The organism is Lactobacillus sp., from assembly GCF_051873315.1.
In the GTDB taxonomy this organism is placed as follows: Bacteria; Bacillota; Bacilli; order Lactobacillales; family Lactobacillaceae; genus Lactobacillus.
This window is the reverse complement of the sequence record NZ_JBJEES010000036.1, coordinates 1-11880: the sequence shown is the minus strand read 5'-3', so window position 1 is coordinate 11880 and position 11880 is coordinate 1. Positions and strand designations below refer to the sequence as shown.

The 11880-nt window shown below is 47.0% G+C and carries 16 protein-coding genes; 11 read left to right on the top strand and 5 right to left on the bottom strand.

Annotated features, from left to right (window positions below; all coding sequences use genetic code 11):
* From ACI32D_RS01955 to ACI32D_RS01910, 10 genes are all read left to right on the top strand, one after another.
* On the top strand, window positions 1-245 hold a 245-nt coding region (locus ACI32D_RS01955), incomplete at its 5' end, for a hypothetical protein (protein WP_439774982.1).
* On the top strand, window positions 235-732 hold the full coding sequence (locus tag ACI32D_RS01950) for a hypothetical protein (protein WP_439774981.1): 498 nt from the start codon (window positions 235-237) through the stop codon (window positions 730-732). The genes ACI32D_RS01955 and ACI32D_RS01950, both read left to right, overlap by 11 nt.
* Before the next feature lie 119 nt (window positions 733-851).
* On the top strand, window positions 852-2000 hold the full coding sequence (gene nagA / locus ACI32D_RS01945; protein ID WP_439774980.1) for an N-acetylglucosamine-6-phosphate deacetylase: 1149 nt from the start codon (window positions 852-854) through the stop codon (window positions 1998-2000).
* Window positions 2001-2136: 136 nt separating this feature from the next.
* Window positions 2137-3012: a hypothetical protein gene (locus tag ACI32D_RS01940; protein ID WP_439774979.1), complete on the top strand. Its 876-nt coding sequence runs from the start codon at window positions 2137-2139 to the stop codon at window positions 3010-3012.
* 10 nt (window positions 3013-3022) lie between these two features.
* On the top strand, window positions 3023-3469 hold the full coding sequence (locus ACI32D_RS01935; protein ID WP_439774978.1) for a hypothetical protein: 447 nt from the start codon (window positions 3023-3025) through the stop codon (window positions 3467-3469).
* 140 nt (window positions 3470-3609) lie between these two features.
* Entirely contained in the window at window positions 3610-4065 is a 456-nt protein-coding gene (locus tag ACI32D_RS01930) for a lactococcin 972 family bacteriocin (RefSeq protein ID WP_439774977.1), read from the top strand.
* 69 nt (window positions 4066-4134) lie between these two features.
* Entirely contained in the window at window positions 4135-4761 is a 627-nt protein-coding gene (locus tag ACI32D_RS01925) for an ATP-binding cassette domain-containing protein (RefSeq protein WP_439774976.1), read from the top strand.
* 2 nt (window positions 4762-4763) lie between these two features.
* The gene (locus ACI32D_RS01920) at window positions 4764-6272 is read left to right on the top strand and encodes a hypothetical protein (protein WP_439774975.1); all 1509 of its coding nucleotides are present in this window, start codon (window positions 4764-4766) and stop codon (window positions 6270-6272) included.
* A gap of 6 nt (window positions 6273-6278) precedes the next feature.
* The gene (locus ACI32D_RS01915) at window positions 6279-6998 is read left to right on the top strand and encodes a LytR/AlgR family response regulator transcription factor (protein WP_439774974.1); all 720 of its coding nucleotides are present in this window, start codon (window positions 6279-6281) and stop codon (window positions 6996-6998) included.
* Window positions 6999-7012: 14 nt separating this feature from the next.
* Complete coding sequence (locus ACI32D_RS01910) at window positions 7013-8302, top strand: GHKL domain-containing protein (RefSeq protein ID WP_439774973.1); 1290 nt, start codon at window positions 7013-7015, stop codon at window positions 8300-8302.
* Window positions 8303-8365: 63 nt separating this feature from the next.
* On the opposite strand, the gene ACI32D_RS01905 is transcribed toward ACI32D_RS01910, so the two are convergent.
* The gene (locus tag ACI32D_RS01905) at window positions 8366-8839 is read right to left on the bottom strand and encodes a nucleoside 2-deoxyribosyltransferase (protein ID WP_201330142.1); all 474 of its coding nucleotides are present in this window, start codon (window positions 8837-8839) and stop codon (window positions 8366-8368) included.
* 170 nt (window positions 8840-9009) lie between these two features.
* Between ACI32D_RS01905 and ACI32D_RS01900 the strand changes: the two genes are divergently transcribed.
* Window positions 9010-9489, top strand: coding sequence for a PTS sugar transporter subunit IIA (locus ACI32D_RS01900; protein WP_439774972.1), 480 nt, complete (start codon window positions 9010-9012; stop codon window positions 9487-9489).
* On the opposite strand, the gene ACI32D_RS01895 is transcribed toward ACI32D_RS01900, so the two are convergent.
* From ACI32D_RS01895 to ACI32D_RS01880, 4 genes are all read right to left on the bottom strand, one after another.
* Complete coding sequence (locus tag ACI32D_RS01895; protein ID WP_439774971.1) at window positions 9486-10124, bottom strand: ABC transporter ATP-binding protein; 639 nt, start codon at window positions 10122-10124, stop codon at window positions 9486-9488. The genes ACI32D_RS01900 and ACI32D_RS01895 overlap by 4 nt on opposite strands.
* Window positions 10125-10144: 20 nt before the next feature.
* Window positions 10145-10777, bottom strand: a complete 633-nt coding sequence (locus ACI32D_RS01890; protein WP_439774970.1) for a hypothetical protein — start codon at window positions 10775-10777, stop codon at window positions 10145-10147.
* Window positions 10774-11427 (bottom strand): hypothetical protein, encoded by a 654-nt coding sequence (locus tag ACI32D_RS01885; protein ID WP_439774969.1) that lies wholly within the window; start codon window positions 11425-11427, stop codon window positions 10774-10776. Before ACI32D_RS01885 ends, ACI32D_RS01890 begins: the two co-directional genes overlap by 4 nt.
* A partial coding sequence (locus tag ACI32D_RS01880; RefSeq protein ID WP_439774968.1) for a hypothetical protein occupies window positions 11414-11880 on the bottom strand: 467 nt, incomplete at its 5' end. The genes ACI32D_RS01880 and ACI32D_RS01885, both read right to left, overlap by 14 nt.

Sequence of the window (11880 nt, the reverse complement as noted above, 5' to 3'; positions counted from 1 at the left end):
AGTCCAGGTTTGGCAACAGCTTATTGGCCCAACCTCCTTATTTTATTCTTGGCCTTCAGCTGGCAGCTTTTGCTCGGATTGCTGGTGTATGTTGTGTTAACAGGCTTAGCCGCTTGGGCAGGGATGAAGCTGCAGAAGAGCTGGCTGATCATCCTGCTTTTAACTTTGATTCGGCTGGGCTTTTGCCTGTGTTTATCTTTGGGTTAGATGAAGACAGATTTAGGGGTAGAATTGTTGGAAAATAAACTAGATGATATTCTGGCTAAAGATGATGAAGAGAATGAAGGGAAATGGTATTACCTTGATTTCTTCCCTGTAACCTTTCAAGCTGGAAATGATAAATTTGATGAGTTTGAGTCATTTATTCAAGAAAAGTACTATAAATCTTTTTCTAAAAAGCTTTCTTTCATTATTTTGGGCCTGGTCAGCTATTATGACGCGGAAATCTATTTGCATGATGTAGATTACGGTGATGACTGGCTGAACTCCTTGCGTCATCAAGATCTTCTAAGCCAATTAGAATACCCGGACTTGAGCAAGCTCATCAAGCGTTTTTGCGTGAACGAAACACTTGGTTTAAAAATTGCCTTGCAGGATCATGATAATTTAGCATTGATGCTCTTTGAAGGCGGCTTGCGGCTAAGTTTTTACAATTTGACGGATGAGCAGAAGAAAGTTGCTGAAGACCTGGTCCGGTCGCAGGGCTTCTTCTTCAAAGAATCCAATAGCTGATCTTTAACTGCCTGAAACGGGCAGTTTTATTTTTGCTCAATTTTTAGCAAAGCATTGACTAAAAGGCTTACAGAGTTAAGAATAATAGAAGAAAAAGATTGTTTTACTAAGGAGAAAAAATGCGCTATTACATTCATGCTGATCAGTTTTACCTGTCAAATGGCCGGGGAAAAGGCGGCTATTTAGAGATTGTTGATGGTAAATTCGGGGCCTACCTGCCAGAAGGCAGCCAAGTGCCGGACGCGGTGGACTACACTGGCTTCAGTGTGGCACCGGGCTATGTCGATACTCACATCCACGGCTCTGTCAAAGAAGACGTGATGAAGAGCGACTGGGAGGGGATCAATCGCTTGTCTGAAGCCTTGCTGAGTGCCGGGGTAACCAGCTGGCTGCCAACGACAGTGACCGCGTCCAGTGAGCAATTGGCTGAAGTCTGCCGGATGCTGGCTGCTCACCAGGGAGAAGAAAGCGGAGCTAAGATTCAAGGGATTCACTTTGAAGGCCCATTTTTTACGGAAGAACACGCGGGGGCGGAAAATCCAAAATACATGATTGACCCAAGCCCGGCAGAACTGGACAAGTGGCTGGAAGCGTCAAAGGGGATGCTGAAGAAGATCTCTCTTGCGCCAGAACGTCCGGGAACGCCAGCTTTCGTAAGCTATGCTGTCAGCCGGGGAGTCAAGGTGGCCTTGGGTCACTCCAGTGCCAGCTACGACCAGACTAAGGCAGCTGCTCAGGCTGGGGCAACGATTTTTACCCACACCTTTAACGGGATGCCAGACTTCTCTCACAACCGGCCAAACATTGCCAACGCGGCCATGGCCTTAGAGAACATGGATAACGAACTGATTGCGGATGGTCACCACGTCACGCCTAGCGCCATCAAGGCCTTGCTGGCGGCTAAAGGCAAGGACCATATCGTTTTGATCACTGACTGCATGGAAGCCGGGATGATGCCGGATGGCGACTACATGCTGGGGGAACTGCCGGTATACGTCAAGGACGGGATGGCGCGCCTGAAGGAGGGCGACAATCTGGCCGGCAGCGTCTTGCAGCTGAAGGACGGGGTGAAGAACCTGGTTGACTGGGGGTTGGCTGGCAAGGAAGAGGCCGTGTTGATGGCCAGCTATAATCCGGCACGCAGCCAAGGCCTGCTGGATAAGTGCGGGGCAATTCGTCCGGGCCTGCCTGCTGACTTCTTGATTTTGAAGGATGACATGTCCCTGGCGAAGACCTACTTGAATGGAGAAATCCGCTGGGAAGAATAATAGCAAAGCTCGCTGCTGATCAGCGAGCTTTTTTGCTGCCATTCACCGGCGCAGATGACCATTCATCGGCATTTGCGGTTTTGGAACTTTTTTAGGGATAGAATTACGGTGTTGAAACAAAGGAGGATTAAATCAAATGAGAAGAAAATTGAAGAGAAATATTGTAGTTGCCCTAGGTGTTTTACTGTTGCTTCAATCCAAGGGTACTGTTAAAGCTGATGTTGGAACTAGTAATAGCGACAATGAATTTGTGAAAGCATATTCTATTGGGCGTAGTAAAGGAATTCTTACAGACGATAACATGACGGAATCAGAATTCGTCAACTTATGCAAGAATACAGTTTATCCACGATATCTAAAGTATTGCTATGAATATCCGGGTATATCTTTTGAAGATTACCTGGCTGAAGATAATTATGAAGTTCCTGTTCAAACAACTGAAGATAAACCTATTATTATCAATCACAAATCTTCAACGTCCTCAACTAATAAAATTAGGTTGGTGGGTGTATCCGCAAATAGAGATTATAAGATGAAGGCTGGCGATATCTTGGTTTGCTATGGGACTAGTTCTTCTAATAATTCAATTCCAAATCATGTTGGCCATGCCGCCATTGCTAGCTCTTCTAGCCATATTTTAGAGATGCCGAATATTTGGTCACATGCAACTCATGTGGGAAAGGCAAGCTGGTTCGCTAAGCATACAAAAGGAAAAGATTATGTTGCGGTTTACCGAGTGAAGAAGCATCCGCATTATGCTGAAGATGCAGCGGGATACGCATACCATGATATGTATATTAGCAATAATCCTAAATACCTACTTTCCCCTAATTTATATGATAGAACAACGAGCTACTGTTCCAAGTATGTCTACTGTGCATGGTATTATGGTGCAACTAAGGATTCTGTAAAGCATTACAATATAGGACATTATGTTTTGCCTCACAGTTTTATTGGTAATTGGAAAGGTTCTTTCGTAGCATCATATGTTTATAAGGTAACTGAGTACTAAGGTGACAAAAATGAAAAAGAGAAGTTTCTTACTTCAAAATGTTGTACTTGTTCTGATGAGTGTGTATTCAATTATGATGTCGATAGTGGCAATTAATAGCAATTATTATAATGGACAAAAGCTACTTAGCCTAGCGGCATATATACCATTGCTTTTATTTTTGCTTGTAGACATTACTGCCTTTTTTGAAGAAAAAATTTCTTTTAAATGGTTGTTTTTGTTGGTTATGTTAAATCTTATATCAGTATTTTGCTTTACCGGTGCAAAAATAAATAGCTTTTTCAACTCTCCGTCTTTACTTTCTTATTTAGTTAATAGCATTTTTATCTTTTGCTTATATTTGTTAGAAAAGCCAGCATATTTTGGAAATGATGGTAAAGCAAATTTACGATATATTTGTTGGTCAATACCTGTACTTGATCTGGTCATAAATATCTTTATTATCTGCTTTGGGTAGGAATCAAAAAAGCTCGCTGCTGGTCAGCGGGCTTTTTGTTGCCATTCACCGGCGCAGATGACCATTCATCGGCATTTGCGGTTTTGGAACTACTTTTAGGGATAGAATTACGGTGTTGAAACAAAGGGGGATTCAACATAATGAAGAAAAAGTTATTAGTAAGCACTGTGTTGGTCAGTGCGATTTCCTTTATGTCTGTATCACCGGCATTTGCAGCTACAGCTGTTGACAGCGATGTGATCAAGGAGAATATTTCAGTTGACAATGAGAATTGGACTCAAGGAATGGTTGAAGAGCAATGGACAGCAACTCATTCATCACCATTGTTCCCATCACTTTATTTGTCAATTGGTAAGCATGTTCGCTATCCCGCTGAAGGGGGGAAGTGGACATATGGATTTTGGAATGCAAAAGTACACTCTGAATACAAGGTAAACAAGAAGCATGGGTCAACAGTCGTGTATATTGATAGAAAAGGCAAAAAGCATGAACAGCGGTCAATTAATACGGCTGCTGGCAAAACATCCATTGCCGAAGTTTGGGCAATTAATCTGCCAAAGACCGTTGATCGATACTATTACCGAATAGTCAAATAGTAAAAGTCTGGAAGCATCTTCTTGAAGTAACTAGATGTTTCCAGTTTTTATTTAGGAGGATGTAGCGCGATGAAAGGAATAAGTGTTTCTGCCGATCAGATTACGGCGCAAACAGGAGACAAGCTGCTTTTTCAAGATTTATCTTTTCAAGCAAATGGCGGTCAAGCAGTTGCCCTGGTTGGCCGGTCCGGCGCTGGCAAAACTACTCTGCTCAACCTGCTCGGCTTGTTAAGCCTGCCAAGCAAGGGAAAAATTCTGATCAATGGCGAGAATGCCAGCAGCTGGCCGGAAGGGAAAAGGGAGAAATTTTGGCGGGAAAAGGCGGCCTTTCTCTATCAAGATGCTGGAATCATCGATGAAGAAAGCCTGCTGTACAACGTTTCTTTGACTAAGGCGAAAAAGAGCCAGGAACAAGCCTTGCATTGCTTGAAAATGCTTGGTTTAACGCAAGCTCATGAAAAAGCAGCCGTGCTTTCTGGCGGGGAAAAGCGGCGTCTGGGTCTGGCCCGCCTTTTATACAAACAGGGTCAGGTGATCTACGCGGATGAACCGACCGCTTCTTTGGATGCGGCCAACCGCCAGCTGGTCACTGATTTGCTTTTAAAACAGGCACAGGCAGGCGCGCTCGTCTTTATCGCCACCCACGATGAAGACCTGGCGCAAAAGTGTGACGCGCGAATTTGTCTGGGAGAATGACCATGCGTAATAGAATCAACATTGCCGCTTCCAGTTTGCTCTTCGCCCTTGTCTTTCTGTATTCTCTTGGACCCGGCCGCGATGCAGTAGACCGGCTGCCTTTGATCTGCAGCCTGCTTTTATACGTCACAAGCCTGCTTTTGCCTTTGCAGCTTGGCTATCGCAAAGATACTATTCGCCTGCTGGCCGGAATCAGCAGGTTGGAAATCTGTCTGGATAATTTTACCTGTCTCTTTGTTTGGAGCCTTGATGGCAGCCTGCTTGGTATTTTGTTGTTTGGTCTGATTTTTCGTGAAAAAAGTTTTTTAGGCAATTCTGCTCTTTTACTGTTGATTGAACTGGTCTTGATTTTCTGTTCACTGCTGCTGATGAAGCTGCCGGACAAATTTCGCGTCAGCCGCGGTTCTGGAAAAAATCAAGGAAAAATCGCCCTGCGTTGCCTGCAAGTATCAGCCTTGCTGCTGTTAGCCTGGTCCCTGCCGCAAGCGGCCTTACTGGCCAAGAGTGCCTATGAAAATTACCAGTCAAAGGAAAAATGGCAGCAAGTTCCAGCAGCCGTCAGTTTTGATGATGATGGCCGCTTGGACCAAAGAGATCATTACCCGGCTGAACTCGCGCTCATCAAAGATGAAGAGCGGCAAGGCAACGCGGTTTTGTCCCTAATCATGGATGACCAAATGCAAACGTCAAAAGCTGAATTAGGGGGATATGACCACATCGTTTTTGTCAATGACCAGGCTTTAAAGCTGGCCGGTATCAGCCGCCAGGACCTAAAGGAAGTTGCCCTGGCCGACTTGCCAGCAGAAAGCCGGAATTTCTTGCGCAGAATCTTGCCACTTAATACCGCAAAGCGGCAAACCGTGCCGAAAGGGATGCACTTGTTGACCAGCCGGAAAAAGCTGGTCGCTCTAAATGAAACGCAAGATTTTCAACTTTGCCGCAAGCCCTTGATCATCTACAGTAAACGGCCCAGCCAGATTTATGACATGCATGGCTTTTTATATCCAGCTTTGTCGACAGGCAATCTCTTCTTTATCCGGTCAGATAAGCTTATTCCTGCCTTAAAGCGGCGCGGCTTGACAAAAATTTACTCGCCAGAGCCTTTCCGCTTGAAGCAGCTCGCCCAAAGCAAGCTGGAGCTGGCCAAGCTCTACTTAAAGAGCTGCTTGTGGGAGCTGCTGAACTGCATCTTGCTCTTGCTTTTGCTGGCCAGCATCTTGAACTATCAAGCTGCTGCCTGGGTTCAGCTCAACCGGACCAAGGTTTTCGCCTTGTTTACCAGTGGGCACAAGTGGAGAATAATCTTCCCGCCTGCCGCGGTGGCGGCTGCCTTAGCGCTGCTTGTTTGTTTTCTGGTCACGGCTATCTTGCTTGTCCTTTACGCTGCAAGTCCTGCTGGGCTCTTGATCTGCCAGTTTTCCTTTATCCTGCTGTATACTTTGGTATATGGAAAGCTTTTGAGCAAAAAGAGCAAAACAGAAGTTAAACGGATGATTGGCCGGAAAGGGTAGAAGAGGATGAAAGAGGAACTGGGCCTGCGGATAGCGGTTTGCGACGATGAGGAAAAAGAACGCGCGAGTTTGCGGCAGTTGCTAGTCATGGAGTTAAACGCCGCACATGTCGACTGCTACGCGAGCGGGGATGACCTGCTTGAAGCAGGAAAAAAGTACAACTTGATCTTTCTGGACATCGAAATGCCTGGTACAAGCGGCATGGAGACGGCCCGTCGCCTGCGCCGTGACAAGCGCGGCGATTTGCTGGTCTTTTTAACTGCTTATGACCGCTATATGCCTTCCGCCTTCGAAGTGAAGGCCTTCCGCTACTTGCTCAAGCCCTGGAAGAAGGAGGATATTGCCTTGGTTTTGCGGGCTGCTTACCAGGAAATCCTGGCCAGGCAGCTCTTGGCAGTCCCTTTGCCGGACAAGGCAATGACTGCTCTGCCCTTAAATGAAATCCGTCTGCTGGAAAGTTTGGGAGACCAGAGCTGCATCTATACGGCTGACAAAAAAGTAATCAGCCCAGAACCCTTGAAGTATTGGGAAAAACAACTGGACAGCGCCTTGTTTGGCCGGGTGAGCAGGCAATACATCGTGGCTTACCAGCATATCAGTGATCTGAAGCATAATCAGCTCTACCTTGCCGGCCTTAAGCAGCCAATCCTGCTTCCCCGCCGCCAGGTCAAAGCTGTTGAAGCTGCCTGGCTTGACTACCTGCGCTTTTATGCCCAGCCGCTGTGATTTTGGAGCATAATATGAATTTGTCTATCGATGCCGTGACGCTTTTGAACACGGCTTTTATCCTGCTGCAGTTCAGCAAGCTTTATCTGGCTTTTGCCTATCTCTTTGCCGAGAAAATCAGGCCGGCCTGGTTGCTGGGGATTTACTTTTTTGGTTTGGTGGCCTACTGCCTGGCCGGTCCCCAGCTGGGACTTTTGAATGAAGCTTTGATCTATGCCCTGCTTGCTTTGGGCCGGACTTTGCTGGGGCCATTAAAGGAAAAAGACCTCAGCCAGCTGGGCAGCTATGCGGTTTTAAGCCTGCTGGATCTGAGTCTAAAGCAGCTGCTCCGCCGTCAAGAAGTGGGCGCGGCTGATCTTGTTTTTGAAGCTGCCATAGCTTTGACTTTCGTTTACCTGTTTTTGGCGCCTAAGGTCAAAAATGTTTTTGCCAGCTGGCCGGACAAGGCCAAGTGGCTGTTTGTTTTCCTGGAAATTCTGGCTTTGGGCGCGGCGAGTCTGACAGCAGGTCGCTTTCAAGCCTATCTTCGCTTGCAAAAGCAGCTGCCAGTGCTAGAGGCCTGCTTGGCTGGAGTTGCCGTCTGGCTGGACATGGCTCTTTTACAAGGACAGTTTAGGGTTTGGAAATTAAAAGGCGAGATGAGTGAACAAGAGCAGCTGCTCCAAGCTGAGGAAAACTATTATGAATCGCTTTTGGCCCGGGAGAAAGAAACCAAGAAGTTCCGCCACGATGCCCGCCAGCACTTGGTCAGCCTGCAGGGCCTGGCTCATGCCGGCCAGTATCAGGAACTGACTGCCTATATTGACGACTTGGTTGGTAGCAGCCAGATGACCCGGCAATTGATCGATACTGGTAACAGCGGAATCAATGCCGTGATTGGCGACCTGGCCGCCCGGTATCCGCAGGTTGAAATCAGCTGGACTGGGGTGATTCCCGGCAACTTAGCCTTGCGGCAGCTGGATCTGTGCATTATTGCCGGCAATCTTTTGAAAAATGCCTGCCAGGCAGCCTCACTGGCGGCAGACCACCAGGTTAAGGCAGTGCTGAAATTTTCCGGGAAAACCATGCTTTTGACCGTAGCCAATCAAACGGATAAGGGGGTCAAGGTCGGGCCAGAAGGGGATAGTGTTGCGGCGAACGGACGGACGGGGATTGGCTTAGGCAAGGTCAAATCCTTTTTGGAGCCTTACCACGGCCGCCTGCGGTTAACTTTTAGCCCGAAAACCGCGCTTGCCAGCGGCGGGGGAGAATTTAGAGCCGAAGTCTTTGTGCCAAATGCTTTAAAAGCCCCCCGGGAGTTTTAGAAAAGAGAAAAAGCCCGTCTTCCAAAATTGCGGAAGGCAGGCTTTTTGTTAGATGTAGCTTTTTTAATATACGGCACCTTCGTAGAAGTCGAAGCGCAGCTTGTTGAAGTTGAAGTCCTTCAGCTGGCTCATCTTGATTACGTTGTCGCTGACGCCCCAACTCATGAGGTTGATCGGCTTGCCGTAGTCTTCATCTGGGATAACCAAAAGGACGTACTTGCCTTGGCTCAAGGCATAACCCAGTTCCATGCCCAGGCCGACGTCTTCTTCGTCAGGAATGTAGACGCCCAGCATGACATCGTTGGTCTTGATCCCGTTCAAGTCGTTGTTGTAGGTGGCCGTAGCCCAAACCTTGTCGTGCAGGTATTCCGGGTGTTCGTCGACCCGGATGCCCTTGTACTGGTTGTCCAGGGGAACGTAGCTGTTTTCCAGGTCAATCGTTGGATTTTCCTTGAGGGCTTCCATGGCTTCCTTGTAGGCTTTGTTTTGGCGGTCAGTGAACCAGCCGGCACCGAAGTAGATCGTCTTTTTTGGCATATCTTGTATTCCTTTCATGTCTGTTGCGAGATATTGTGTTTCTTTTTCTAGAATAACTTTACCATTTTCCGCCCCGGCTGACTAGTCAAAAATTAAGCGCCAGTCAAGTTGGCCAGCGCTATATAGCTTATAATAAGGGTAGTTGTATTTTTAAAAAAGGGGTGGAAAAAGTGACTGAAGAACTCTTAAAAGCGGAAAGCTGTTTTGTTTTGCGGGCCGAAGACCGGGCCGACATGTTTGCCCAAGTCTACAAAAAGCTGCTGGAGCAGGGGCTGGTAGCGGCCGGCTTTTTAGACCAGGTGGTGGACAGGGAAGAGGATTTTCCGACTGGCCTGGCCAGCTGCAATCTGGCCCCGGGTCTTCCCAACCTGGCTTTTCCGCATACGGAAGGCTGCTTTGTCAAAGAGCAACGGGTCGTTCCCATTAAGCTGCTGGACCCGGTCAGCTTCAAGAGCGTGGTCGATCCCAGCCGTGAATTGCCAGTTGGCTTTTGCTTCATGCTGCTGGACCAAAAGGCGGACGGCCAAGCTGAACTTTTGGCCAGAACCATGACCTTCCTCAGCCAGGCTGAACCAGAAGCCCTCAGCCGGATTTTTGCCCAGACTGATCCTGCCGGCTTGTACTCTGCCCTGCGGGATGCGGGATTTTAATGCTGACTTTGGTCTAATTGCCCATCCGTCAAATGGTAAATTTTTTGCGGTAAATTCTGCAATAGCAGAGGATCATGACTAACCAAAAGGGTAGTCGTTCCTTGCTTTTGCATTTCTTTGATCAAAGAGATAAAAAGTTGGATAGCTTTAGCATCCAAACCATTCGTTGGTTCGTCCAGAAGCAGCAGATCAGGCTTCTCCATAACAGCTTGAATAATGGCCAGCTTTTGCCGCATGCCTAAGGAAAAGGACTTTACTTTAGAGTCCTTTTTTTGATCCAAGGCGAAAATCTTCATGCTTTCAATAATTTCAGCTTCACTGATGGTATTGTTGATGGCGGCGAGGTACTTTAGGTTCTCGAGTGCTGTCAAGTAAGGAATAAAATTTGGGGTTTCGATGATTGTGCCGCAGTTTACTGGCAACTGTTGATTAAAATGAACCGATTGCCCGGCTAGCTTGATTTCACCGCTAGTTTTGACAAAGCCTAAGATGGCGCGTAAAAGCATGGTTTTACCAGAACCGTTGTCGCCAGTGAAAGCAACAACTTCGCCTTTTTCGACAGACAAATTGATATCGTTTAAGACAGGCTGGCCCTTAATTGTCTTGGAAACATGGTTGAGAGTAAGGTATGACATATTTTTCCCTTTCGTTTGATTTACAGAAGTTCTGTTTGCAGGTTAATGTAATAAAGAACAGCAGCCAAGGTTAATATCACGATTAATTCTAAGAAGTAGGAAAAAGCAGCGATATTGGCGAGCAAAATTAAGTTTTTCTTACTTACAAGATCCAGGATAGCCAGTCCGCAGCCAATGACGACCGGCAGGGCATAGTCCCTGCCAAGCAGCAATAGACTGGTTAAGAGCAGGTTGAAAGCCAAAAGGCTCAAACTAGCTGGCGCCAAAATCCGCAAAAGCAGCATCCAAGCGGTAAAACCGAAACAGAACAGCAGGGCTAGTGAAAACAGGATATTGTAGCTAACTGTAAACAGCAGCATTTTAATTAGACTGGCTCGAAAAAGACGCCGTCGGTCAGCCTGCCTGACATAAACAAAAGGATTAAGTATCAGCAGGCTACTCTTCATTTCCGGCAAGAGCAGCAATTCAGCCAGGGCATAGTAGCAGATCCAAGCCAGATTAGCGCTGATAACGGTCAGATCGGGCAGCTGCATTACATCAAATGGATTGCGGTTGCCGGAAAATGGATTGGCTAAATTCCAGACTAGGCAGGCAAACAAAATGCCTGCCCAAAAGAGTTGCCGCCGCTTCAGATTATGAAAATGAAGTCTCATTTGATTTCCTCCTGGCTAAGCAGACAGTCAGCTAAGAACCATAGCAGCAAAATTACGCCCCAGACCAAGCAACTAAAGTAGAACAAAATTTGTGGCTGGCCAGCAAAGGCAGTTCCGGTCAACAGGCTCAGCCAGTTTTTGGAGAAGGCTGACATGAAGAAAAGCCAGGCTGCCAGATAGCATAGGCAAGTCAGCAGGTATAAATTGCCGTGTGGCATGAGCAGCCAGATGACAAGAACTATGCTTTGCGTTAAACAAAGATTTTGCAACAGCAGCCAGATGGAAAGCAGGCTGCTAGCTAATTCGATCTTGCCGCTACTGGAAAAAACAATGGCTGCCAGGAAGGCTGACCAAATTGCACAAGCAAATGATATGAGCAACTGCCAAGTCAGCTTCCAGGTCAGCCAGCGTTTAGGACTTTTCCAGCGAACCCGGGCCAATGGGTCATTTTTTGATGGGAAAAATGCTGCTGTTAAACCGCTGAATAAAGAAATTACTGGAAAAAGCAGGTTGGCTTCCAGTAGCTGAAGGCTGGCAGCAGAGCCGGCTGGTTCGGCAAACAGGAGGGCAAGCAGGAGAAGCGAAAAGACGGCCGCGATGATCAGCAGCCGCCTTTTTTGAATGATTAAGAGCTGTTTAATCAAGAACATCGTTTCTTTCCTTTATTAGGAAACCACCCCAAACTACAGCGAGGATTAAGATGGAATAAACAATAAGTCCAAAGACCGTGAAGGGATATTCATTGCTGAATGTTGGGGTGATAATGCTGGGAATAGAGAGCGGTTCAAAACCGCTGAAGTCGCGCAGAATACTGCTGGTCAGCGTGATGGCAAAAGGAACGATGACTTCCAATCCATTGCGCAGACCAAAAGCTGAAGCAATGAGTGATAGCTGACTCAAGAGACCTGCAAAAATGAAGACGATAAGCAAGCCAAGCAGCCAGAAAACAATTGGATGAGAGTAGAACAGACCTGCGCTCCAGCCGCCAGGGTTGATTGGCGTTAGTTCATATTTTCGGGATAAGGGAGCCAGGGAGTATTGACTAAAGAAAAAGATCCCCTCACAAATGAGTGGCAAAACCGCGATTAAACCAGCAAAAATAA

Excerpts from the sequence above, each read along its gene's own strand:
- nagA (WP_439774980.1), top strand. The coding sequence starts at position 852 with ATGCGCTATTACATTCATGCTGATCAGTTTTACCTGTCAAATGGCCGG.
- ACI32D_RS01940 (WP_439774979.1), top strand. The coding sequence starts at position 2,137 with ATGAGAAGAAAATTGAAGAGAAATATTGTAGTTGCCCTAGGTGTTTTA.
- ACI32D_RS01895 (WP_439774971.1), bottom strand. The coding sequence starts at position 10,124 with ATGTCATACCTTACTCTCAACCATGTTTCCAAGACAATTAAGGGCCAG.
- ACI32D_RS01925 (WP_439774976.1), top strand. The coding sequence starts at position 4,135 with ATGAAAGGAATAAGTGTTTCTGCCGATCAGATTACGGCGCAAACAGGA.
- ACI32D_RS01890 (WP_439774970.1), bottom strand. The coding sequence starts at position 10,777 with ATGAGACTTCATTTTCATAATCTGAAGCGGCGGCAACTCTTTTGGGCA.
- ACI32D_RS01920 (WP_439774975.1), top strand. The coding sequence starts at position 4,764 with ATGCGTAATAGAATCAACATTGCCGCTTCCAGTTTGCTCTTCGCCCTT.
- ACI32D_RS01910 (WP_439774973.1), top strand. The coding sequence starts at position 7,013 with ATGAATTTGTCTATCGATGCCGTGACGCTTTTGAACACGGCTTTTATC.
- ACI32D_RS01915 (WP_439774974.1), top strand. The coding sequence starts at position 6,279 with ATGAAAGAGGAACTGGGCCTGCGGATAGCGGTTTGCGACGATGAGGAA.
- ACI32D_RS01935 (WP_439774978.1), top strand. The coding sequence starts at position 3,023 with ATGAAAAAGAGAAGTTTCTTACTTCAAAATGTTGTACTTGTTCTGATG.
- ACI32D_RS01930 (WP_439774977.1), top strand. The coding sequence starts at position 3,610 with ATGAAGAAAAAGTTATTAGTAAGCACTGTGTTGGTCAGTGCGATTTCC.
- ACI32D_RS01905 (WP_201330142.1), bottom strand. The coding sequence starts at position 8,839 with ATGCCAAAAAAGACGATCTACTTCGGTGCCGGCTGGTTCACTGACCGC.
- ACI32D_RS01885 (WP_439774969.1), bottom strand. The coding sequence starts at position 11,427 with ATGTTCTTGATTAAACAGCTCTTAATCATTCAAAAAAGGCGGCTGCTG.